This window comes from Mycobacterium sp. TKK-01-0059 (assembly GCF_000709305.1).
GTDB classification, from domain to species: domain Bacteria; phylum Actinomycetota; class Actinomycetes; order Mycobacteriales; family Mycobacteriaceae; genus Mycobacterium; species Mycobacterium intracellulare.
The window spans coordinates 26,362-47,163 of sequence record NZ_KL446997.1; the positions used below are offsets into that span (position 1 = coordinate 26,362).

General features: G+C 65.0%; 20 protein-coding genes. 4 read left to right on the top strand and 16 right to left on the bottom strand.

Annotation, left to right across the window (positions count from 1 at the left end; all coding sequences use genetic code 11):
• Window positions 1-162 precede the first annotated feature (162 nt).
• From K883_RS25180 to K883_RS25200, 5 genes are all read right to left on the bottom strand, one after another.
• Complete coding sequence (locus K883_RS25180; RefSeq protein ID WP_051701189.1) at window positions 163-873, bottom strand: GAF and ANTAR domain-containing protein; 711 nt, start codon at window positions 871-873, stop codon at window positions 163-165.
• A 22-nt stretch (window positions 874-895) separates the two neighbouring features.
• Window positions 896-1,651 (bottom strand): pyrimidine reductase family protein, encoded by a 756-nt coding sequence (locus tag K883_RS25185; protein WP_036456591.1) that lies wholly within the window; start codon window positions 1,649-1,651, stop codon window positions 896-898.
• A 49-nt stretch (window positions 1,652-1,700) separates the two neighbouring features.
• Window positions 1,701-2,048 carry a Rid family hydrolase gene (locus K883_RS27750; protein ID WP_218917179.1) on the bottom strand — a complete coding sequence of 116 codons (348 nt, stop codon included), beginning with the start codon at window positions 2,046-2,048 and terminating at the stop codon, window positions 1,701-1,703.
• A gap of 444 nt (window positions 2,049-2,492) precedes the next feature.
• Window positions 2,493-3,209, bottom strand: coding sequence for a cutinase family protein (locus tag K883_RS25195; RefSeq protein ID WP_036456264.1), 717 nt, complete (start codon window positions 3,207-3,209; stop codon window positions 2,493-2,495).
• 372 nt (window positions 3,210-3,581) lie between these two features.
• On the bottom strand, window positions 3,582-3,977 hold the full coding sequence (locus K883_RS25200; protein ID WP_036456266.1) for a RidA family protein: 396 nt from the start codon (window positions 3,975-3,977) through the stop codon (window positions 3,582-3,584).
• A 101-nt stretch (window positions 3,978-4,078) separates the two neighbouring features.
• On the opposite strand from K883_RS25200, the gene wrbA reads away from it, so the two are divergent.
• The 4 genes from wrbA (at window position 4,079) to K883_RS25220 (ending at window position 9,005) form a co-directional block, all read left to right on the top strand.
• A complete protein-coding gene (gene wrbA, locus K883_RS25205) occupies window positions 4,079-4,714 on the top strand; it encodes an NAD(P)H:quinone oxidoreductase (protein WP_036456267.1) in 636 nt (211 codons plus the stop codon).
• 67 nt (window positions 4,715-4,781) lie between these two features.
• A complete protein-coding gene (locus K883_RS25210) occupies window positions 4,782-5,522 on the top strand; it encodes a beta-phosphoglucomutase family hydrolase (protein ID WP_036456269.1) in 741 nt (246 codons plus the stop codon).
• Window positions 5,519-7,885 (top strand): glycoside hydrolase family 65 protein, encoded by a 2,367-nt coding sequence (locus K883_RS25215; RefSeq protein WP_036456271.1) that lies wholly within the window; start codon window positions 5,519-5,521, stop codon window positions 7,883-7,885. Before K883_RS25210 ends, K883_RS25215 begins: the two co-directional genes overlap by 4 nt.
• A 487-nt stretch (window positions 7,886-8,372) precedes the next feature.
• On the top strand, window positions 8,373-9,005 hold the full coding sequence (locus tag K883_RS25220; protein WP_081914443.1) for a TetR/AcrR family transcriptional regulator: 633 nt from the start codon (window positions 8,373-8,375) through the stop codon (window positions 9,003-9,005).
• Window positions 9,006-9,127: 122 nt separating this feature from the next.
• On the opposite strand, the gene K883_RS26300 is transcribed toward K883_RS25220, so the two are convergent.
• The 11 genes from K883_RS26300 to K883_RS25275 form a co-directional block, all read right to left on the bottom strand.
• Window positions 9,128-9,826, bottom strand: a complete 699-nt coding sequence (locus K883_RS26300; RefSeq protein WP_081914414.1) for an MmpS family transport accessory protein — start codon at window positions 9,824-9,826, stop codon at window positions 9,128-9,130.
• Between the two features lie 108 nt (window positions 9,827-9,934).
• Window positions 9,935-11,461, bottom strand: coding sequence for a flavin-containing monooxygenase (locus tag K883_RS25230; protein ID WP_081914415.1), 1,527 nt, complete (start codon window positions 11,459-11,461; stop codon window positions 9,935-9,937).
• Window positions 11,458-12,219: an SDR family NAD(P)-dependent oxidoreductase gene (locus K883_RS26305; RefSeq protein WP_255358978.1), complete on the bottom strand. Its 762-nt coding sequence runs from the start codon at window positions 12,217-12,219 to the stop codon at window positions 11,458-11,460. Before K883_RS26305 ends, K883_RS25230 begins: the two co-directional genes overlap by 4 nt.
• Window positions 12,220-12,281: 62 nt before the next feature.
• A complete protein-coding gene (locus tag K883_RS25240) occupies window positions 12,282-13,094 on the bottom strand; it encodes an enoyl-CoA hydratase/isomerase family protein (RefSeq protein WP_036456275.1) in 813 nt (270 codons plus the stop codon).
• Window positions 13,095-13,192: 98 nt separating this feature from the next.
• The gene (locus K883_RS25245; protein WP_036456277.1) at window positions 13,193-14,023 is read right to left on the bottom strand and encodes an SDR family NAD(P)-dependent oxidoreductase; all 831 of its coding nucleotides are present in this window, start codon (window positions 14,021-14,023) and stop codon (window positions 13,193-13,195) included.
• Window positions 14,001-14,705 carry a TetR/AcrR family transcriptional regulator gene (locus tag K883_RS26310; RefSeq protein WP_081914417.1) on the bottom strand — a complete coding sequence of 235 codons (705 nt, stop codon included), beginning with the start codon at window positions 14,703-14,705 and terminating at the stop codon, window positions 14,001-14,003. The genes K883_RS25245 and K883_RS26310 overlap by 23 nt, the downstream gene beginning before the upstream one ends.
• Entirely contained in the window at window positions 14,705-16,414 is a 1,710-nt protein-coding gene (locus K883_RS25255; protein WP_036456279.1) for a class I adenylate-forming enzyme family protein, read from the bottom strand. Before K883_RS25255 ends, K883_RS26310 begins: the two co-directional genes overlap by 1 nt.
• Window positions 16,415-16,694: 280 nt before the next feature.
• Window positions 16,695-17,252, bottom strand: a complete 558-nt coding sequence (locus K883_RS25260) for a hypothetical protein (protein WP_036456281.1) — start codon at window positions 17,250-17,252, stop codon at window positions 16,695-16,697.
• Between the two features lie 196 nt (window positions 17,253-17,448).
• A complete protein-coding gene (locus tag K883_RS25265; protein WP_036456283.1) occupies window positions 17,449-18,054 on the bottom strand; it encodes an FAD-dependent oxidoreductase in 606 nt (201 codons plus the stop codon).
• A 229-nt stretch (window positions 18,055-18,283) separates the two neighbouring features.
• Complete coding sequence (gene gnd, locus K883_RS25270; RefSeq protein ID WP_036456285.1) at window positions 18,284-19,306, bottom strand: phosphogluconate dehydrogenase (NAD(+)-dependent, decarboxylating); 1,023 nt, start codon at window positions 19,304-19,306, stop codon at window positions 18,284-18,286.
• Window positions 19,307-19,322: 16 nt separating this feature from the next.
• Complete coding sequence (locus K883_RS25275; RefSeq protein WP_369798935.1) at window positions 19,323-20,768, bottom strand: glucose-6-phosphate dehydrogenase; 1,446 nt, start codon at window positions 20,766-20,768, stop codon at window positions 19,323-19,325.
• Window positions 20,769-20,802: the final 34 nt, after the last annotated feature.

Below are 20,802 nucleotides of genomic sequence, written 5' to 3' on the forward strand. Positions count from 1 at the left end.
ACACTGAGCAAACATGAACGCAGGTCTGGCCGAGGGGATCTCGCTGCGACGGGCTGCGCCACAGTGAGGTATCCCCACCGCTGCGGCCCACACGCTCAGTGTTCAACGCTCAGTGCGTGACAACACGCCCGAGGCGGGGCGGTTTGTGGTTTCTTGACATGTCTAGGGCGCACCAGGATCAACGGTTGACGTGTTTTCCCCACGGCGGACGAGTCGTTCGGCGATGATCTTCACCGGGGTATTCAATTGCTGGGATAGGCCGGTGAGCAATTCAAAGGCCTGCATGGCATCGACGTCGAAGCGCTCCATGAGGATGCCTTTAGCCTGGCCGATGACATCTCGGCTCGCGAGCGCGGATTCGAACTGCTGTTGACGGTCGGCGGCAAGGATCAGCAGGGCCGCCTGGGTGGCGAGCATGGCGCCCAGCGCTTCGCTTTCAGCGGTGAGCGATTCTGGTTGAAAGCCAAACAGGTTGAGCGCCCCGCTGTTGGCGCCTTGGGTATAGAGCCGAAACGACGTGACGCTCAAAACACCAGCCGCGCGGGCTATCTGGGCGAATTCTGGCCACCGGTCGTCTTCGCGTAAATCGCTACTGCGTACGATGACATCTCGGTCGGCGGCATCATGGCATGGGCCCTGACCTGTGCGCTGTTGGGCTTGGTCGATCTCCATCGCGGTCACGGATGTGGCGGCGATGGACTGAAACCCGCCATCACTGATCACTAACACGGTGGCGCAGTCCACACCGTCAATCAGGTCGACGGCAGCCCTGGTGATCTGCGCCAGAGACTTCTCGATGGCGTCGTGACCTTCAGCTGCGTCCGCAACCCGGCGCATCGCAGCGATGATGGCCTCGTCGTAGCGATGAGTCACATTCAGGCCTTTCGTGGCGCACTCAGCGGCTTTCCCGGCGTACCCACCGGGTGTAAAGGTAGTTTTCAGCGTCGGCCAGCATGTGCACGGGCCGCATCCCCAGCGCGGTCTCGGTGGGAGACGACACGATTCGAGGTGAGGGGCCACCGATCACGTTCGGGGAGATGGTCAGGCAGAGTTCATCGAGTGTGTCGGTGGCGACGAGCTGTCCCAGTAAGGTCGGGCCACCCTCGACCAATACCCGCCACAGGCCCATGCCGGCAAGGAACTCGAGCGCCAGACCGATGTCGACCCTGTCCTGTCCGCAGCTGATCACCTTGACGCCCGCGGCGTTGAGCGCGGCGCGCTTGGCGGCTGGTGCATCCCGGCGGGTGAAGACCATCGCCACTGGGGACTGCCAGACCTCGGCGGCCGCATCTAGGTTCAGCGAGTTGCTCACGACCGCGATCACCGGGGCTGAGCGTTGTTGGCGCCGGCGCCGCCATACCGCAAACTCCGAGTTAGCGGTCAAGGCCTGATAATGTTCGACCGCCACGGTGCGCGCCCCCACGACGATAGCGTCGCTAAGTCCTCGCAATGCCGAAAACAGCGCCTTGTCTCCGGCTGAGCCCAGCAGGGACGAGCTGCCTTCGTGCGCGGTTGCGCCATCGACCGAGCAGATCATGTTCGCCCGCACATAACAGCGGCGCCCGCTAGGAGTGGTCTCGGGGTAGGCGTAGCGGCGAGCCAGATCAATGCTGCGAGTCGCTAGCTCCTGTGAAGCCTCAAAAACGGACACCCGGTCCTCCTTTCCTCGGTTCCGCACCGGCGGCGCGCCCCGCGACGAACTAGACATACGGGCTGCCGATCGCGGTAACGTCGAGTTCGACGGGCAGCCCGGACATGGCGAACGCCTTGAGCGCATACAGGCTGCTGGCCGGGCGTGGGGGAAGGAATTTGTGCCCCAGCTTGGCGCAGGCGGACGCGTCGTGCGGTGCGACGACCTCGCTTTTGACGACGACGGTCAACTTTGCGCCAGCGGCACGCGGTGGCACCTGCACGGTCTCGCAGCTCTGGGTGAGGCGAGTATGACACCCGCCGAGCAGCAACCCGGAGGGGTCGATACCGATCCGCCCCGAAACAGCGACGGTATTTTCGGCAATGACCGCGTGGGAGAACACATCTGCAGGCGACAAGCCCACACCCTCGAGAGGTGAAAGATACACCGGCTCTCGCGCTGACATGGATCTCCTCACTTCCTCCTCATCGAGGACCCGTTCTAGATAGTAGCAGATGAGACGGTCAGGAGTGTTACCAAAATTGCGGGCGGTCGCAGTCGCCGCCAGGAACCGTCTCGGGATTGACGGCGGGCACTGGACGCCCAACCTCGAAACAGGCCGTCCTGGGTTGATGCGGGGCGTTGTCGGGTGTTTTACAACGAAAGCGTCTGCGGTGCAGCCGAACCTATGCAGTCATTGGGAGAGGCTGCCGCAGCGATTATCGCGATCAGAGGTTGACGGTGCACGGGTGGTCCCGCGGGCAATCAGTCGCTATCCGCGACGGTCTGTCCTGTCGTCGCCGGGGCCGGTAGACCCAGTGCACCGCCCGGCACCCCGCCTGACCACCTCTTGATGTTTTAGCTATTGCCCCGGGGCGGCACCGAGGTGAGCGGCGGCGAAGTCGGCTCCCTGCTCGATCATGGTTGCGTCGTCGGCGTAGGTGTTATGGGCGGCGAAGTTCATCCCATCAGAGCACACCGGGTCTTCAGCCACGCAGACTTTGATGGTCTTGGCCGCGTAGGTGGGACCAATGACCACAGGGGGTTCGCCGAGGAAGTTCATGGCGCGCACGTTCGGCATTCCAAACAACACGACCGCGGCGACGTGGTGAGCCGTCTCAGGTGCCAGCGGCTTGGGAACCGTCGAAGGGTCCACCCCGTCGGGCACGGCGGCGGAGGTAACAAATCCCATGACTGCTGCGCCTTGAGAGTATCCGCCGAGCACCATCTTGGTCCGCGGGCAACTGTCTGCCGTCGACAAGACATGCGCGCTGGCATCTCTGATCCCGTCGAGGCCGGTCGACCACTCCCGGCTGGCCGGGTAGTCGACCGGATACACCTCGACCGACGTGGCGCCCAGGCGTGAACGCAGTGAATCGATGAAGGCCTGTCCGGTCGGGCCCACACCAGCAGGCTCACCAGTTCCGCGAGCGAAGGCCACCTCCACGTCCGGACATGGTTGAGCCGAAGCCGACGGCGTGAGCAGACCCACCGCGGCCACGAGTGAGATCGCTGTCGCAACAATCACCCATGTGCCAACGACGTACCGCGGCACGGTACGCACCCGAGCACCGCACATGATCCGATTCACAATCGTTTGCTCCCTTGACATGTCATGGCCGCGGGCTGACCACCCCGCGGGTGAAGACCGCGGCACGTGTCTGGACCGCAGGTGTGCAGCGGAGCGTACCCGTTCTTTCATGGAACACACATGTTCCGTCGACCAGTCGGCCCTTCCGGCACCGCCAACAACGTACTGGCCATGTTTCTCGGCCGGGTTCGCCCACCGCATGGGCGGACGTCGCGAAGATGGAACGCGGCCGTAAACCGTTGTGGCCACGCGATGTAGCGATGTTCGATGTATCGAGCAGTGGTGTGCGATGCGATCCGAGCGGCACACGCCCGTTGACACGCTGGCGCCGCTGTTTCCTGTGGGCGGGCCGAGCAGAGTTTATTTGGTGCGGATGGCGGTGGCGTCGAGTTCGACGAGCAACCCGGGCATGGCGAACGCCTTGACCGCATACAGGCTGCTGGCCGGGCGTTGGGGAAGGTATTTCTGGCGCAGCTTGGCGTAGGCGGGCACGTCGTGCGGTTCGGCCACCAGGACCTGTATTTTGACGACGTCAGTCAACTCCGCACCAGCGGCACGCAACACCACCTGCAGGTTCTCAAAGGCCTGGGTGGCTTGAGCATGAAACCCGTCGAGCAGCAACCCGGAGGGGTCGATACCGATCTGTCCCGAGGCATAGACGGTGTCTCCGGCAATGACCGCATGGGAGAACACATCTGCAGGCGGCGGGGCCAAACCCTCGGGGGTGGATAGGTACACCGGCTCTCGTGATGACATGGACTTCCTCACTTCCTCCCGCGCGGACGACGGCGTTATCGTCGCATGTGATACGGTCGTCGATGATACTACATGAGCTTGGCCGGAGGGAGATCGCCGCAATGTCGACAGTCGCTAACGTCACGATCGTTTATTACTCGTCCACCGGCACGATTTATCAGCTGGCCGACTCGGTGCGCGCTGGCGCGGCCGAGGTCGGAGCTGAAGTGCGTCTGCGTCGGGTGCACGAGTTGGCATCCGCTGAGGCGATTGCGACCAATAGCGCGTGGGCGGCGCATCTGGCCGAGACGGAACACATTCCCACCGCCACCCACGATGATCTGCTGTGGGCCGATGCGATCGTCTTCGGCACGCCCACCCGATTCGGCAACGTCGCGGCCCAGCTCAAACAGTTCATGGATACCCTTTCCAGCCTCTGGCACCGAGACTTGTTATCGGACAAGGTCTATAGCGGATTTACCTCCTCCGCATCCATGCACGGAGGCCAGGAATCCACGCTGTTGGCGCTCTACAATTCGATCTATCACTTTGGCGGGATCCTGGTCACCCCGGGATATAAGAACCACACTGACGACTCCAACCACAACCCCTACGGCGCCAGCTATGTCACCGGCGACGACCCCGGGTCCATCGACGACGCGGCGCGCGAGGCGGCGCAATTCCAAGGCCGGCGCGTGGCCACCATGGCTGCTGCGCTCACGAATGGTCTCGCCGACCCCGACACCCCTGTGGCCTAAATCCAGTCCTTGCGCTGACAGGGGTATCGCCCGACTACGCCCCACTATCGGAGAGTGAGGATCTGTTGTGCTGGGTTTACCGGAGCACATTCGTGCCGGTTTGTTCGACCTTGACGGTGTGCTGACCGATACGGCCAGTGTGCACACCACGGCCTGGAAGGCCATGTTCGACGCCTACCTGTCCGACCGCGCGAGGCAGACCGGCGACGAATTTGTCCCGTTCGACGAGGGCGCGGATTACCGCACCTACGTGGACGGCAAGAAACGCGAGGACGGGGTCCGGTCGTTTCTGGACAGCCGCGGTATCGAGTTGCCTGACGGCAGCCCCGACGATCCCGATGCCGCCGAGACCATCTACGGCCTGGGCAACCGCAAGAACGACATGTTCCAGAAGGTCTTGAAGCAAGACGGCGTCAAGGTGTTCCAGGGGTCGCGGCGCTACTTGGAGGCGGCGTCGGCCGCAGGCCTGGCTATCGCGGTGGTGTCCTCGAGCGCCAACACCCGCGATGTTCTCGAGGTCACCGGGCTGGACCGGTTCGTGCAGAAGCGGGTGGACGGCATCACCCTGCGCGAGGAGCACATCGCCGGCAAGCCGGCACCGGATTCCTATCTGCACGGCGCGCAGCTGCTCGATATCGAACCCGGGGCCGCGGCCGTGTTCGAAGACGCCCTGTCGGGCGTGCAGGCCGGCCGCGCCGGTCAGTTCGGTTTTGTGGTGGGCGTGGACCGGGTGGGTCAGGCCGAGGATTTGCGCCGCCACGGCGCCGACGTGGTGGTGACCGACCTCGCCGAGCTGCTGGCGTCATGATCGACGACGCAGCCTTCCCCGTCGAGCCCTGGCACATCCGCGAGCGCAAACTGGACCTCAACGTGCTGGCCCAGTCGGAGTCGCTGTTCGCGCTGTCCAACGGGCACATCGGGTTGCGTGGCAACCTCGATGAGGGCGAGCCCTACGGTCTGCCCGGGACGTACTTGAACTCTTTCTACGAGATCCGGCCGCTGCCCTACGCCGAAGCCGGGTACGGCTACCCCGAAGCCGGCCAGACGATCGTCGACGTCACCAACGGCAAGATCATCCGTCTGCTGGTCGAGGACGAGCCGTTCGATGTCCGCTATGGCGAACTGCTCTCCCACGAGCGCGATCTGGACCTGCGCGCCGGAACGCTGACCCGCACCGCGCACTGGCGTTCGCCCGCGGGCAAGCAGGTCAAGGTGGTCTCGACCCGGCTGGTGTCGCTGGCGCAGCGCGGTGTGGCCGCCATCGAGTACGTCGTGGAGGCGGTCGGCGAGTTCGTACGGGTCACGGTGCAGTCGGAGCTGGTCACCAACGAGGACCAGCCGCAGACCTCCGGTGACCCGCGGGTGTCGGCCATCCTGGAGAACCCGCTGGAGGCCGTCGAGCACGAAAACACCGACTGCGGAGCGGTTCTCATGCACCGCACCCGCAGCAGTGCGCTGATGGTGGCGGCCGGCATGGATCACGAGATCGACGTGCCCGGCCGCGTGGAGGTCAGCACCGATGCGCGCGCCGATCTGGCCCGCACCACCGTGATCTGCGGGCTGCGCGAGGGACAGAAGCTGCGCATCGTCAAATACCTGGCCTACGGGTGGTCGAGCATGCGCTCACGCCCGGCGCTGCGCGACCAGGTCGCCGCCGCGCTGCACAGCGCCCGCTACAGCGGGTGGCAGGCGCTGCTGGACGCCCAGCGGGCCTACCTCGACGACTTTTGGGACAGTGCCGATGTGGAAGTCGAGGGCGACCCTGAATCCCAGCAGGCCGTGCGCTTCGGGCTGTTTCACCTGTTGCAGGCCAGCGCCCGCGCCGAGCGCCGCGCGATTGCCGCCAAGGGGCTCACCGGAACCGGTTACGACGGCCACGCCTTTTGGGACACCGAGGGTTACGTGCTGCCGGTGCTGACCTACACCGCGCCGCACACGGTGGCCGATGCGCTGCGCTGGCGGGCCTCCACCCTGGATCTGGCCAAGGAGCGAGCCGGCGAATTGGGATTCGACGGGGCCGCCTACCCGTGGCGGACCATCCGCGGGCAGGAGTGCTCGGCCTACTGGCCGGCCGGCACGGCGGCCTGGCACATCAACGCCGACATCGCGATGGCCTTCGAGCGCTACCGCGTCGTCACCGGAGACGACACCCTGGAAGCCGAGTGCGGCGTCGAGGTGCTCGTCGAGACCGCGCGACTGTGGCTCTCGCTCGGCCATCACGACCGGCACGGGGTTTGGCACCTCGATGGCGTCACCGGCCCTGACGAGTACACCGCGGTCGTGCGCGACAACGTGTTCACCAACCTGATGGCCGCGCACAATCTGCGCGTGGCCGCCGACGCCTGTATCCGCCACCCCGAGGTGGCCAGGTCGTTGGGTGTCACCACCGAGGAGTCGGCGGCATGGCGCGATGCGGCCGACGCGGTCAACATTCCCTACGATGCCGGGCTGGGGGTGCATCAGCAGTGTGAGGGGTTTACCACGTTGGCGGAGTGGGACTTCGAGGCCAACACCACCTATCCACTGTTGCTGTATGGGGCATATGTCCGGCTCTACCCCGCCCAGGTGATCAAGCAGGCCGACCTAGTGCTGGCGATGCACTGGCAGAGTCACGCGTTCACCCCCGAACAGAAGGCCCGCAACGTCGACTACTACGAGCCGCGCATGGTGCGCGACTCATCGCTGTCGGCCTGCACCCAGGCGGTGATGTGCGCCGAGGTCGGGCATCTGGCGCTCGCACACGACTACGCCTATGAGGCCGCCGTGATCGATCTGCGCGATCTGCATCACAACACCCGCGACGGCCTGCACATGGCCTCACTCGCCGGCGCGTGGACGGCGCTGGTGTCCGGCTTCGGCGGCCTGCGCGACGACGAGGGTATCCTGTCGCTGGATCCTGCGCTGCCGGACGGGATTTCGCGGTTGCGGTTTCGGCTACGGTGGCGCGGCTTCCGGGTCACCATCGACGTCGACCACGACGATGTCACCTACACGCTGCGGGACGGGCCCGGCGGCGAGCTGACGATCCGTCATGCCGGCGAGGCACTCACGCTCAGCACCGAGGCGCCGACGACCGTTCCGGTACGCCACCGCAAGCCGCTCCTGCCGCCACCCCAGCAACCCCCGGGCCGCGAGCCTCTCCACCGGCCGGCCCTGACGCGCAATCGGTGAGACTCGATGATGCGGCGCCCACCGCCCTGCCATAGCTGCTGGACCGGCAACCCGTCGGGACCCGGCTGCCGACCGCACCAAAGGCGCCAACAACTGTCAGCCCCGGCCGAAAGGCCACGGTGTCGGCCCCAACCGGCCGCGCTCTGCGGTCCCCCTCGCGGGCCGGGACCCAGCGCGTCTACTCCTCGAACACCGGGATCATCGACGCCACCGTTCGACGCTGTGATCGCTTGCATCACACGGTTTTTCCAATATGCTATCGCCGACTGCCGCCGCCAACATGGCCTCAATGCGCCTCGTCAATTCTCTGGGTTGCGCCGGCCGCTGTTCGCCACGCCTATCACCCTGGGCCCGGGCCGCGAACTGTCCCCCTAGCGCCATAGAACCCCGCTCGTCTAAGGAATCGGAAATCGTCACGGTGGACAGGTAGATCACGGCGGTGAGCGTCAAACTCGATGGGCGCAAGCGGCGCTGGCGTCACCACAAGATGACTCGTCGTATCGAACTGGTCGACGGCACAATTGAGGTGGTTCGCCGACTCGGTGGCGCATTGAGCATGGAGGACATCGCCGCCGAGATCGGGATCTCCAAGACGGTGCTGTACCGCTATTTCGTCGACAAGAACGACCTCACGACCGCCGTGATGATGCGGTTCACCCAAACCACGCTGATTCCCAACATGGCGGCCGCGCTGGCGTCCAATCTGGACGGTATCGATCTGACCCGCGAGGTCATTCGGGTCTACGTCGAAACCGTGGCATCTGAACCCGAGCCCTACCGGTTCGTGATGACCAACAGTTCAGCCAGCAACAGCAAGGTGATTGCCGACTCCGAGCGGATCATCGCTCGCATGCTCGCGGTGTTGATGCGGCGACGCATGCAGCAGGCCGGAATGGAGACCGGTGGTGTCGGGCCGTGGGCTTATTTGATCGTCGGCGGGGTGCAGTTAGCCACCCACTCCTGGATGTCGTACCCGCGGCTGAGTCGCGATGAGTTGATCGACTACCTGACGATGTTGAGCTGGAACGCCCTTAAAGGAATCGTCGAGGTCGGCGGATCGCTGGAGAAATTCCGCGGCGAGCCTCACCCATCGCCGATCGTGGCGCCCCGACAGCACTAGACATGGGGTTACTTGTCGGCGGTGTAGAGCCAGCCCCACACGACCGAGGTTCGTCCAGCACGTTCATCGCCAGCAGAGAGCACGGTCGACGAGACGCGGCTGGTTACCCGTCAACATCGGAATCACGTCGGAAGCGGCGCGGTCTCACCGCCTTTGGGGGCCGCGCCGAAAACATTCCACGCTGCCTGCAACCGTTGGCTGCCCAATAGCGAGGATCGGGAAACAGCGTTAGTACTTGCGATTAGGCGGCTGTCCAGCAAGCACGCCGCGCGCGCGGGATGGCCCGTGACGGATTGTTCTTGTTCGACGTGGCCGTTGATGATGACGCGGCAGCCGATCGTGTCGCTATTGCCTTGAGCCACAACAAACGCGAAAACTCCTGGTGACGCGGCCGTCAGCGTATGCGACCAGGGCAGCGATGTGAACGGTTCGGCATACGCTTGGGCGTTGGCGTCCAAGTAGCCGACGTGCCCCACTGTCTGTGCCGGCCCGATCACTTCGTATTGGATCCGCTCGACACTGACGAGTGGGGCTTCATCGACGTGTCTGCTCGACGAAACACCTTGTGCGGCAATGGTCCGATGCAATCGGTAGGCGACGACGCCGCCAAGCAAGGCCACGCACGTAGTCAGGAGGGCTATCGACGCACGCAACGCAGGCCCCATCTTGCGCGCCTCCTCTTTATCCGCCAGGCCGCCAGGCCGCCTGTGCGACGACAAACCGTCGGCCGAACCGCAGCCGGGTGTGGCGTCGCAAAAGAACACGGCCGAAGAACCGACCGCACCCGGTAGGAGCCGGACCAGACCCGATGGAACGTTCATATTCCATAATAGAACATTATGGTGCGCCAGGGGGCGGGCCGGCCCTCTCGCGTGCGACTCAGCTGCGCTACCGGGGCCTGCTGAGTGGCGGCGCGCGGATCGATGCTTTCAGCAGGCCGCGCTCTGAGCAGGCCACCGGTCGATGTCGGCGCGCCGCACGCGGCGGCTGCGCAGCCAGAACGCCAAGACAGGTTTGGGCCACAGCAGCGTGTTGCGTCCGGTGCGCGGGTCTTGGTACCAGCTGGCGCACCCGCCGGTCTGCCACACTGTGGAGGCCAGGGCACACTGCAGTTGATCGTTGTAGCGGTCCTGGGCGGCGCGGCGGACTTCAACGGTCTTGCCGCGCGCGTAGCGAAGGCAGCGGGCGAGGTAGCTGGCTTGGGCCTCGATCATGAGGATCTGCGAATTGTGTCCCAGTCCGGTGTTGGGTCCGCACATGATGAACATGTTCGGAAAGCCGGTGACCAGGGTTCCTAGATAGGCGTGCGGCCCTGTTGACCACGCGTCGTCGAGTGGGGTGCCCTCGCGGCCCCGGATCGGTATGCGGGTCATCGCGTGTTGGGCGTCGAACCCGGTCCCGTAGATCAGCACATCGGCGTCAATGACGTGCCCGCGGGAGGTGATGACCGCATGGGGAGTGACCTGGCGGATCGAGTCGGTGATCACGTTCACGTGGGGTTGGCACAGCGCCGGATAGTAGTCGCTGGAGATCAGCAGGCGCTTGCAGCCGATGGCGTAATCGGGTGTCAGCAGGGCGCGCAGGGCGGGATCGCTGACTTGCCGTTGGAGGTGGTGGATGGCCATGCGATGGGTGGGTTTCATGGCCGACTCGTCGCCGAGGAATCCTTTGACGCGCTTTTCGTGCACCCAGAACAGCTGGGCACGCCGCCACCAGCGGGCCAGCGCACTGTGGCGCATCCGGGCGCGCTCGGCGCGGCTGAATCGACGATTCGCTTTGGGCATGATCCAGGCCGGGGTGCGCTGAAACACGGTGAGTTCGGCGACGTCGTCGGCGATGGCGGGGATGAATTGGATAGCGCTGGCGCCGGTTCCGAGGACGACCACTTTCTTGCCGTGCAGGTCGACCGTGTGCTCCCACTGCGCGGAGTGAAACACCGGACCGGCGAACTCATCAATGCCGGGCAGCTCCGGTGTGAGCGGATAGTGGAGAATGCCAACGGCATTGACGAAGTATCGCGCCACAAAACGCCGGCCGTCGTGGGTGCTTAGGTGCCATCGGTGTGCGGCGCTGTCCCAGTGCGCTGCGGAAACGCCGGTGTGGAATCGGATGTGCTCGGCGAGCCCGAGTCGCCTGCTTGCTGCGCGCAGGTAGTCCAGAATCTCGGGTTGGGTGGCGAAAAGCTGGCGCCAGCCCGGTTTTTGGAGAAAGGAGAAGGAGTACAGCGGGGCGGGGATGTCGCAGGCGCAGCCCGGGTAGGTGTTGTCGCGCCAGGTTCCGCCGACATCAGCGCCTTGTTCGAGGACGACATAGGAATATCGGGTGCGTCGCGAGATCGCCGCCGCCGCGGCTAGCCCGGAGAATCCGGCGCCGACGATCACGACGTCATACACGCTTTCGCGGTGCGCGGGTTGGTCCGGTGATATGTCCTGGCTGCCCACCGGTCTGGGGTTCATCGGTGTAGCCCGACGGTGTTCAGCCCGGCCCCGGCGTCCACGCGCAGGTGTTGTCCGGTGATCGCACCGGCGGCCGGGGAGAGCAGAAATGCGATGCTGGCGACGATCTCATCAAGGGAAACCAGTCGGCCCAGCGCCACCTGTGCTAGGGCCCGGCGCCGGATGTCTTCGGGCATGGCCAGCACTTTGGGTGTGGCAATGAGTCCGGGAACGACCGCGTTGACCCTGATGTTGGTGTCCGCCCATTCAGCGGCCAGCGTGCGGACAAGCCCGAGAATACCCGCCTTGGAGGCCGCGTAGGAGGCCTGGCCGGGCAGACCGTCGAGCGCTCCGGTCGAGGACAGCATGACCACGCTGGCCGCGGCGCTGACTGCCAGCGCCTGGTAGGCCGCCTGGGCGGTCCAAAACTGGCTGAGCAAGTTCGTGGCGACGTCGTCGCGGAAGGCGGCGGCCGGAAAGTTATGGGACCGGTGGATCGTCGCGACGGCCGCGGCCGCGCCCACCAGACCATCCAGGCCGTCAAGTCGCCGGATCGCAGCATGCACGGCATGCAATGCCGACTCCGGATCGGCCAAATCGGCGGCGATGAGCCGATCACCCTCGTGCACGGAGTCGATCGCTTCGGGCCGGTCGATCCCGATCGCCTCGCACTCGAGCTCGGCAAGGGCGGCCATGAGCGCTGAGCCCACCCCGCCGGCCGCACCGGTGACAATGATCTTCGTCCCAGCGATCGGGACGGGTGACGGAAATGCGTTCACAGCCTTGCCCTTCCACACTCGTGGTACACCGTGATGACCGGTCAATTGCCGACCGGGGGCCTTCATCGTCCCTGGAATTCAGGTTTTTCGCGGGCCAGGAAGGCGCGCTGACCCCGGGTCCAGTCGTCGGACTTGCACAAATAACTGAAGGTCTCGGTCTCAAAGGGGATGTTGTCGTTTAACGGTCGCCCGATTCCCCGAAGGATCGTCTGTTTAGCGGCGCGCACCGCCAGGGGCCCGTTGGAGGCAATCCGTTCGGCGATCGCCAACGCTTCGTCCATGAGGTCGTGGGGTTCGACGATCTTGGTCACAAAGCCGATGCGCAGCGCCTCCTCGGCGTCGTAGAGCCGCCCGGTCAAGATCAGCTCCATGGCCCGACCGAGTCCGATGATGCGAGGCAATCGCGAGCAGCCGCCATCGCCGGGCATCAGCCCCCACTTGATCTCCTGATGCCCAAACCTGGCGTGTGGCACGGTGATTCGGATATCGCAGAATTCCGCGAGTTCGTGTCCGCCGGCGATGCAGTCGCCGTTGATCGCTGCGATGATTGGGGTGTTGATGGCATAGCCACCCGAGATTCCCGCCCACCCCGGGCCTTCCCAGGCCCGGCGACGGTTGTCTTCATCGCTGGCGTTACGAATATGCGGGATCAGTTTTTTCAGGTCGGCGCCGGCGGAGAACGCTGGGCCTTCCCCGGTGACGATGGCCACGCGGATCTCGGGGTCGGATTTAATGCGGTCCCACGCGGCCAGTGTGGCCGAGGACAGCTCCAGGTCGAAGGCGTTACGTTGGTCGGCCCTGTTGAGGGTCACCACCGCGATGTGATCTCGCACCTCATATTTCACGACATCGGTTTCGGTCAGCGCATCAGACACGGGAGGTTCCTTTCATGGATTACCGTCTGGGAAGAATTCGTGGTGGTCAGCGGTGATGGTCTCGCATCACTCTGGTGGGTGCGGCGTCGCTGCGCTGCTCAGCAGGTCATGCCCCCGATCTGTCCGCCACTGACGGTCAGTACGTGACCGTGAACGTAGTCAGACGCCGGTGAGGCCAGCCATGCGACGGCTTCGGCGATGTCTGCGGGCGCACCGACATGTCCCAATGGGTTGGTGGCCAACGCGCTGGTGCGCACCGCACCGGTGATGCCCAGTTGGTGGGTGCGGCCGGCCACCTCGATGCGGTTGCCCGGATCGGGATCGGCGGTCAGGCGGGTCTCGATGAAACCGGGAGCCACCGCGTTGACGTTGATGCCCAGGTGGCCCCATTCCTTGGCGAGCGCTTTGGTCAGGGCGATTGTCGCTCCTTTGGCCGCAGAGTAGTTGACCTGCCCGCCTTGGCCCATCAGACCAGCCAGCGACACCACGTTGACCACCTTGCGGTGCTCCAGGCGGTTGGCGGCGATCTCGGTCTTGGCTGCCGCGCGCATGGGTTTTGCTGCCGCGCGCAGCAGCCGGAACGGGACCACGGTATGGATGTCAAGCATCGCCTGGAACTGTTCGTCGGGCATCGTGTGCAGCGGTCCATCCCAGGTGTATCCGGCATTGTTGATCACAATGTCCACTCGGCCGTGGGCGTGCATCGCGGCGCCTACCACGGTGTCGGGCGCGTCGGCAGCGGTCAGGTCGATGGTCACGGGAGTCGATGGTCGCGGCAGTTGCGCTGCGGTGGAATGCAGTGCGGCGCCGTCGATGTCGGTCAGGACCACCGTCGCTCCCCCCGCGGACAGGCGCTGGGCAATCGCGGCGCCGATGCCGCGGGCAGCCCCGGTGACGATGGCGACTTTACCGCTGAGTTGTTCGCTCACCGCGGCTCTCCTTTCGTGCGCCCGGCTCCAATGCGGCCACCAGTAGTTCGGCCGCCAGGCGCAGCGTGGCGGCGTGCTGGGCGTGACCGCCGGTGCGGTTCTTGATGTCTTCGACCTGGATGGTGCCCACGACGACGCCCCAGATGACGTCGGCCAGCGGTGCCACCGGTACGTCCCGGATCAGTTTCTGGTGAATGGCGGTGCGAAGGACCGCGCGCGCCAGGGTGAAGTCTTGTCGCCCCTGGCTGTCCAGCGCGGTCACGGTGGCCGGGTCCAGCGTCTCCACCAACCGTGTCTGGTGCAGCAGCTGGGTGAGCCGAAACCGCTGCGGGTCAGTGCGATACGGGGTGAGTACCGCATCGAGGAAAGCGCCGATGAGCTCCTGGCAGCTGGTGATCGACCCGGTCTGTAGCTGGCGCTGCACCGCCTGTAGCTGCGCCCCGATTTCGGCGAACACCGGAAGCATCAGGGTGAGCAGCAGTTCGTCCTTGGTGCGAAAGTACCCGTAGAGCGTCGGCTTGGTGATCTCGGCGCGCAGCGCCACTTCCTCCATCGTGGAGCCCGCGAACCCGCGGGTGGTGAAGGTCTCCTGGGCCGCGGTCAGGATACTGTCGCGGCGCGCGGAGCGTTCGCGTTCGCGGCGGCCCCGCGCCGCCACTGCCAATTGTTCTGCCCGCGTCATCAGTGCCCCTTCTGCTCTCGGGTATGTAAGTCACGTTTGAGTGTCTTGCCCATGGCGTTCTTCGGCAGCGCTGCAACGATTTCGACTCGTCGCGGTACCTTGATCGCCGCCAGGTGTTCGCGGCTGTAGGCCACGACATCCTCGGGCGTGATGTCACCGACGACGAACGCGACGGGAACCTCGCCGCGATAGGGATCCCCCTCGCCCACAACAGCCACCTCGACGATCCGGGGATGCTGCAGCAACCTCGCCTCGATCTCGGCAGGAGACACGTTGTAACCCGAGACGAACAGGAGGTCTTTTTTCCGGTCGACGTAGTGCAGGGCATCGGCGCGGTCGAGGTAACCGATATCACCGGTACGCAGCCAACCGTCGGCCCCAAAAGCCGCGTCCTGCGGCTGGCCGAGATAGCCCTTGGAGACTTGCAAGCCACGAAACTCGATCTCCCCGGCCACCATTCGCGCAGCCACGCACCCGTCGACGCTGACACGCACCTCCCCCACCACGGGCACCCCCAGGGTGCCCGGAGCAGGTTTACCGGGCAGCGCGTTGAACGTTCCGAGGCTGTTGAGTTCACTCATCCCCCACCCACCATGCAGGTCCACTCCGGTTGCCGCTTGCCAGCGCTGCGGCAACCCGGCCGGGATCGGGGCGGCCCCTGTCGCGCAAATCCGCACGCCCGCCAGATCAGCGTGCGCGGCACCGTGTTCCAACAGGGCCGCATACAGGGTGGGCGGGCCGAAGAGCACATTGACCCCGTGCTGGCGCACACACTGCAAGAAGTCGTCGGGATCAAACAGCGGGCGCGGGATCACCGTGCCGCCGCGAACGAATGTCGGCAACGAATACACGAAGAAGCCACCGGTGTGAAACAGCGGCAACACCGACACGGTGACCGGGACGCGCACACCCGGCATCGCCAGGGTATGGGTGATCGCGTTATGCATCAGGTTGTAGTGGCTTTGCAGGACACCCTTGGGTCGGCCGGTCGTGCCGGCGGTGTAGACGATCTGCCCGATCTCGGTGCGCACGTCGGCCACCGCAACGGGCTGCGACAACGGCTGGCTGTCCAGCATCTCCTCGAGAAGTACCGGCGCCCAACCGGACCGGCGCGGGCCGGGCGAGGGCCACCACCGGTGAAGCCCGGGATAGGGGGTGAAGCCAGGATCGGCCAGATCGGCGGTGGAGACCGTGAACACCGCCGGTGGAGTACGGCCCTGTACCGCCTGTTCGACCACCGGCAGTAGCTGCTCGACGCAGATCACCGCACGCGGCTTGGCGTCCTCGAGAAGGAACCGTACCTCCTCGGCGCGGTACATGACATTGACGCCGCAGTGCACGGCGCCGAGGCGCGCCAGCGCAAAGAAAACTACCCAATGCATCGCCGAGGTGGGGACCATCACCGCCACGACATCACCGCTGGCCACGCCGCACCCTTGTAACACGGCGGCCGCTCGACCTACGAGGGTGTGCAGCTCGCCGTAGGTCAGCGTGCGTCCCAAGTAGACAATTGCCGGCGCTGCGGGGCGATGTTCGGCGTGAGTGCGCACGACGACGTCAACAGTCTGCTGCGGGATCGCTGGAAGCTGCTCGGCCCACTGCGGATCGAACATGACATAGGAGTCCTCGGCTCCGTACTGCTGCGAGTCCTCGAGCCACTCGACGGGGTAGCCGAGCTTCTCGTAGAACCGCCGTGCGCCACCCTTCATTTTACGGATCGTAAACTATCCGACCGATCGTAGGCAACTAGTGGTCGATGATTTGCGCGTCGTCGACCGCGAGTCGTGAGTGGGTCCCTCATCGATTTTGGGTGTGGCTGCATGCTGTTGGGTGGGTTTGTTGTCCCCGCGCGGATGGATCAGCCGCAGAACCACTTTCGCGATAGCATCTAGCCCCGGGTGGTCTGTCATTGTGGCCACCATAAGAGCGACGACCCAGGCTGACAGCTCCCATGATGCGTCGCATCCCTTGCTGCGGGTGCGGGCCCGGTTAGGGCACCAAAGGCAGGCGCCGCGCGGGTGTCCCCGGCTCCAGGAACCACAGCCGTACCGCTGTCAGCCGCAGAATCCGCAGTGCACCGCTGAGCATGAGCACCGCCAGCGGCAGGTTGCCGAAGGTGACGGTCAACACCGACACCCACAGTTGCGCCGAGCCAGCAGTCAGAACGTCGAACCAGGCATCACAGATCAGCAAAACCCCCGTGGTGAACGCGGGCAATACCACCAGCTGGCGCCGCTGCCAGCCCAGCACCGCGGTCGCGGCCATGAAACCGATGAGCACACAGTCGAAGCCAATCCAGGTGGCCGGCCAGTTCTGGGCCACATAGTTAGCTGGGAGGGCAAAGCCGAGGTAGACCATCCAGGGGATCAACGCGATCGTGCCGCCCACCGTCAGGGTTAACCGGGTGCGCCGCATACGTCGGGCCACCGGTGGCGGAAACACTTCGTCGAGCGGGCGCTGCAGCCGCAGAATCAAATCACGGCGTTGCTGCGGCGACATCGCCGCGATGCGGGCGTCTGACAGCACGCCGTCGTCGTAGCCAGTCATGAGTCTCCAGTATCAGCCTTCGGCGCCTCGCGCCGCCGTCGACGCCTGCCTGGGGGAATTGCGATCCAACGCGGCACGCGCAGGCTAACCGCGCTCAACGGCGCCCGCACCGCTTCCCCTGCGTCTGTGATGACGCAGATGCGCTCGCTGCCATCACAGAGGTCGTTGGGCTGTTTGCCGCGAACTGCCTGCGGTCTCATTGGCGCAAGCGACTCAGTGTGTGCAACTTGTTCATCACGTCCAGCGCGGCGACCTTGTAGGCCTCGGCAAATGTCGGGTAGTTGAACACCGCATCCACCAGATACTCAACGGTGCCGCCGCATCCCATGATCGCCTGCCCGATGTGGACGAGCTCGGTCGCATTGATACCGAAGACGTGCACTCCCAACAGCTTTAGATCGTCGGGGGAAACTAAGAGTTTGAGCATGCCATCGGGTGCGCCGACGATTTGCCCGCGGGCCAGTTCGCGGTATCGGGACACGCCGACCTCATAGGCGATCGAAGCGTTGGTCAAGTTGTCTTCGGTTTCGCCAACGAAGGACACGTCGGGGATGTTGTCCGTGACACGGTAACTGGCGCCGTACAATTCGCGCTGGGTAATACCCGTCAGATGCAGCACTGCCTCGCGCAGTGTCTTGGAAGGGATCGTGCCGGTGGTGTTCGTATACACACCACCGAGCATCCAGCTGTGCTCAATGACTGCCAAGGACTTGCCCAGTTTGGCCGCGGCGATGGCCGCTTTTTGTCCTCCTGGACCCGAGCCCAGCACGATCAGATCGTACTCCTGCGTGAACGGATGCATGGGGTGCTCCTTTGCTCTCATCGAATGCGAGCGGCTCTCTGTCACAACGGGTTAACTCACAGGACGCCTGGATACTCGCGACGAGCCCGTACCTCGCCGTCCGTGCCGGCGCTCGCCTCCAGCCGGCTGGCCGGCCGCGCACGCATACGGCTGCCCTCCACACGATCGATAAGCAAAGCGCGAAGCCGCCGACGCCCCCGCGGCAACTAGGCCGCCCTTGTGATCGCCATTAGCGCGCGGGCTTCTCCGCATGCCCGCCGAATTGCTTACGCATCGCCGAGAGCGCCTTGTTGGCAAAGTCGTCGAGCGAACGTGACGCGAAGCGGGACTGCAGCGCGGTGGTCAGCACCGGGGACGGGACTCCCTCGTCGATCGCGGCGATGGAGGTCCAGCGGCCCTCGCCGGAGTCCGAGACGCGCCCGGAGAATTCCTTCAGCTCCGGGGATTCGTGCAGCGCGATCGCCGTCAGGTCCAAGAGCCAGGAGCCGATGACGCTGCCGCGCCGCCACACCTCGGCGACCTCGGGGATGTCGAAGTCGTACTGGTAGAACTCGGAGTGCTCGAGCGGTGCGGTTTCCGCGTCACCCTCCTGGACGTGCTTGCCGATGTCGGCGTTGCGCAAAATGTTGAGCCCCTCGGCGAGCGAGGCCATCATGCCGTACTCGATGCCGTTGTGGACCATCTTCACGAAGTGTCCGGCACCGGCCGCCCCGCAATGCAGGTACCCCTGCTCCGACGTCGCGACCTCACCCTCACGGCCCGGTGTGCGGGCGGCCGCGTCGACGCCCGGAGCGACGGTGGCGAAGATCGGCTCGGCCTGCGCGAATGCCTCGTCGTCGCCGCCGATCATGAGGCAGTACCCACGCTCGCGGCCCCACACCCCGCCACTGGTGCCGCAATCCAGGAAGTGGATTCCCTTCTCCGACAGCGTCTTTGCGTGGTCGATGTCGTCGCGGTAGTAGGAGTTTCCGCCGTCGATGACGATGTCGCCGGGCTCGAGGGTCTTGGCCAGCTCGTCGATCACTCCAGTGGTGATCGTTCCGGCCGGCACCATCACCCACACGACGCGCGGCGCCGTCATCTTCTCGGCGAGCTCTTGCAGCGAGGACACCCCGGTGGTGTTGTCCTCCCCCGCCATCGCCTCCACGGCGTCGGGGTTGTGGTCATAGACCACGCAGTCATGTCCACCGGTGACCACGCGCCGGACGATGTTGGCGCCCATCCGGCCGAGGCCGATCATCCCAAGCTGCATCGTGTCCGTCTCCTTACTATTTCGTCGGCGTGCTGTGCGGCAACCACGGCCCTTGCCAGGTGTGGTGACCACGCACCAGCGCCTGTGCGGCCTCGGGCCCCCACGAGCCCGGGTCGTAATGGTGGATTCGCCCCGGCTTGTCCAGCACCGGCTGCACGATTCGCCAGGTCTCTTCGATGGCATCTTGCCGGGCGAAAAGCTGGCGATCACCGTTGAGCGCGGCGTAAAGCAGCCGCTGGTAGGGCTGCACCGCTTCACCGAGGTCTTCGGCGAACGACGAGTCCAGGTGAACGTCGTGCCACCTGTCGCCGACCTGGGCGGACAACTGCAGCCGCATCCCGGGATCGGGGTCAATACGCAGCACGATCTGGTTCGGCTCGGGGGGCCGACGGTCGGGCAGGAACGAAAACCCGGGAACGTGGTGAAGGAACATCCGAACTTCGGTGACCTTCTCCGTTAGCGCCTTGCCGGCGCGCAGGAAGATCGGCACTCCGGCCCAGCGCCAGTTGTCGATCTCAGTCCGCAGGGCGATATAGGTCTCGGTGGTGGAATCCTTTGCCACTCCGGCGACGTCGGTGTAACCGCGGTACTGCCCGCGCACGCAGCGCTCCGGATCCAAGGCGGGCATCGCCCGGAAAACCTCGGCCTTCTTGTCGTTGAGGTCATCGGCGCCGGCGCCCACCGGGGGCTCCATCGCGACCAGCGCGAGCACCTGCAGCACATGGTTCTGCACAACGTCACGCAAGGCACCCACCGCGTCGTAGAACTTGCCGCGGTCCTCGATCCCGAAGTCCTCGGCCATGTTGATGTGGATCTCGGAGATGCTGTCGCGGTCCCACAGCTTCGCCAGGCTATTATTGGCGAACCGCAAGTACTGCAATTCTTCCACCGGTTGCTTACCCAAAAAGTGGTCCACGCGCAGGATTTGGTCCTCGTCAAGTACCGCGCGCAGCCGGGCGTTCAAGTCCCGCGCCGAGGCAAGGTCGTGGCCGAACGGCTTTTCGATCGCCACCCGCGCCCGCTCCAGCAGGTCAGCTTTCGCCAGGTTCTCGATGATCGGCGCGAACAACGACGGCGGCATTTCCAGGTAATAGAGCGGACGGGAGGCCGGGCGGATTTTCTCGGCGAGCTGTTTGTAGAGATCGGCGTCGGTGACGTCGCCGTGCAGGTAGGACAGCCGACCCGCCAGCCGGCCGAACACCGCCTCGTCGAACTTCTCACCCGATTTCTTGATGGCATCCCGCGCCCGCTCCCGCAGTTGCTCGACCGTGAGGTCATCACTGGCCACACCCACGATCGGATGCTTGAGCTCGCCGCGGCGCTCGAGCCGATACAACGCCCGAAACGTCATCTTGCGGGCCAGGTCACCGGTGATTCCAAAAATCACCAGCAGGTCAGATGGATCACTGTCGCCCTCGGCCAAAACCGCTCCTCCCGAAAACTCCTGCGTGGACGGATGCATGGGGTGCTCCTTTGCTCTCATCGAATGCGAGCGG

Coding starts and splice junctions, on each gene's coding strand:
- K883_RS25195 (WP_036456264.1), bottom strand. CDS start 3,209: ATGTGCGGTGCTCGGGTGCGTACCGTGCCGCGGTACGTCGTTGGCACA.
- K883_RS25200 (WP_036456266.1), bottom strand. CDS start 3,977: ATGTCATCACGAGAGCCGGTGTACCTATCCACCCCCGAGGGTTTGGCC.
- wrbA (WP_036456267.1), top strand. CDS start 4,079: ATGTCGACAGTCGCTAACGTCACGATCGTTTATTACTCGTCCACCGGC.
- K883_RS25215 (WP_036456271.1), top strand. CDS start 5,519: ATGATCGACGACGCAGCCTTCCCCGTCGAGCCCTGGCACATCCGCGAG.
- K883_RS25220 (WP_081914443.1), top strand. CDS start 8,373: ATGACTCGTCGTATCGAACTGGTCGACGGCACAATTGAGGTGGTTCGC.
- K883_RS26300 (WP_081914414.1), bottom strand. CDS start 9,826: ATGAACGTTCCATCGGGTCTGGTCCGGCTCCTACCGGGTGCGGTCGGT.
- K883_RS25230 (WP_081914415.1), bottom strand. CDS start 11,461: ATGAACCCCAGACCGGTGGGCAGCCAGGACATATCACCGGACCAACCC.
- K883_RS26310 (WP_081914417.1), bottom strand. CDS start 14,705: ATGACGCGGGCAGAACAATTGGCAGTGGCGGCGCGGGGCCGCCGCGAA.
- K883_RS25255 (WP_036456279.1), bottom strand. CDS start 16,414: ATGAAGGGTGGCGCACGGCGGTTCTACGAGAAGCTCGGCTACCCCGTC.
- K883_RS25260 (WP_036456281.1), bottom strand. CDS start 17,252: ATGACTGGCTACGACGACGGCGTGCTGTCAGACGCCCGCATCGCGGCG.
- K883_RS25265 (WP_036456283.1), bottom strand. CDS start 18,054: ATGCATCCGTTCACGCAGGAGTACGATCTGATCGTGCTGGGCTCGGGT.
- gnd (WP_036456285.1), bottom strand. CDS start 19,306: ATGCAGCTTGGGATGATCGGCCTCGGCCGGATGGGCGCCAACATCGTC.
- K883_RS25275 (WP_369798935.1), bottom strand. CDS start 20,768: ATGCATCCGTCCACGCAGGAGTTTTCGGGAGGAGCGGTTTTGGCCGAG.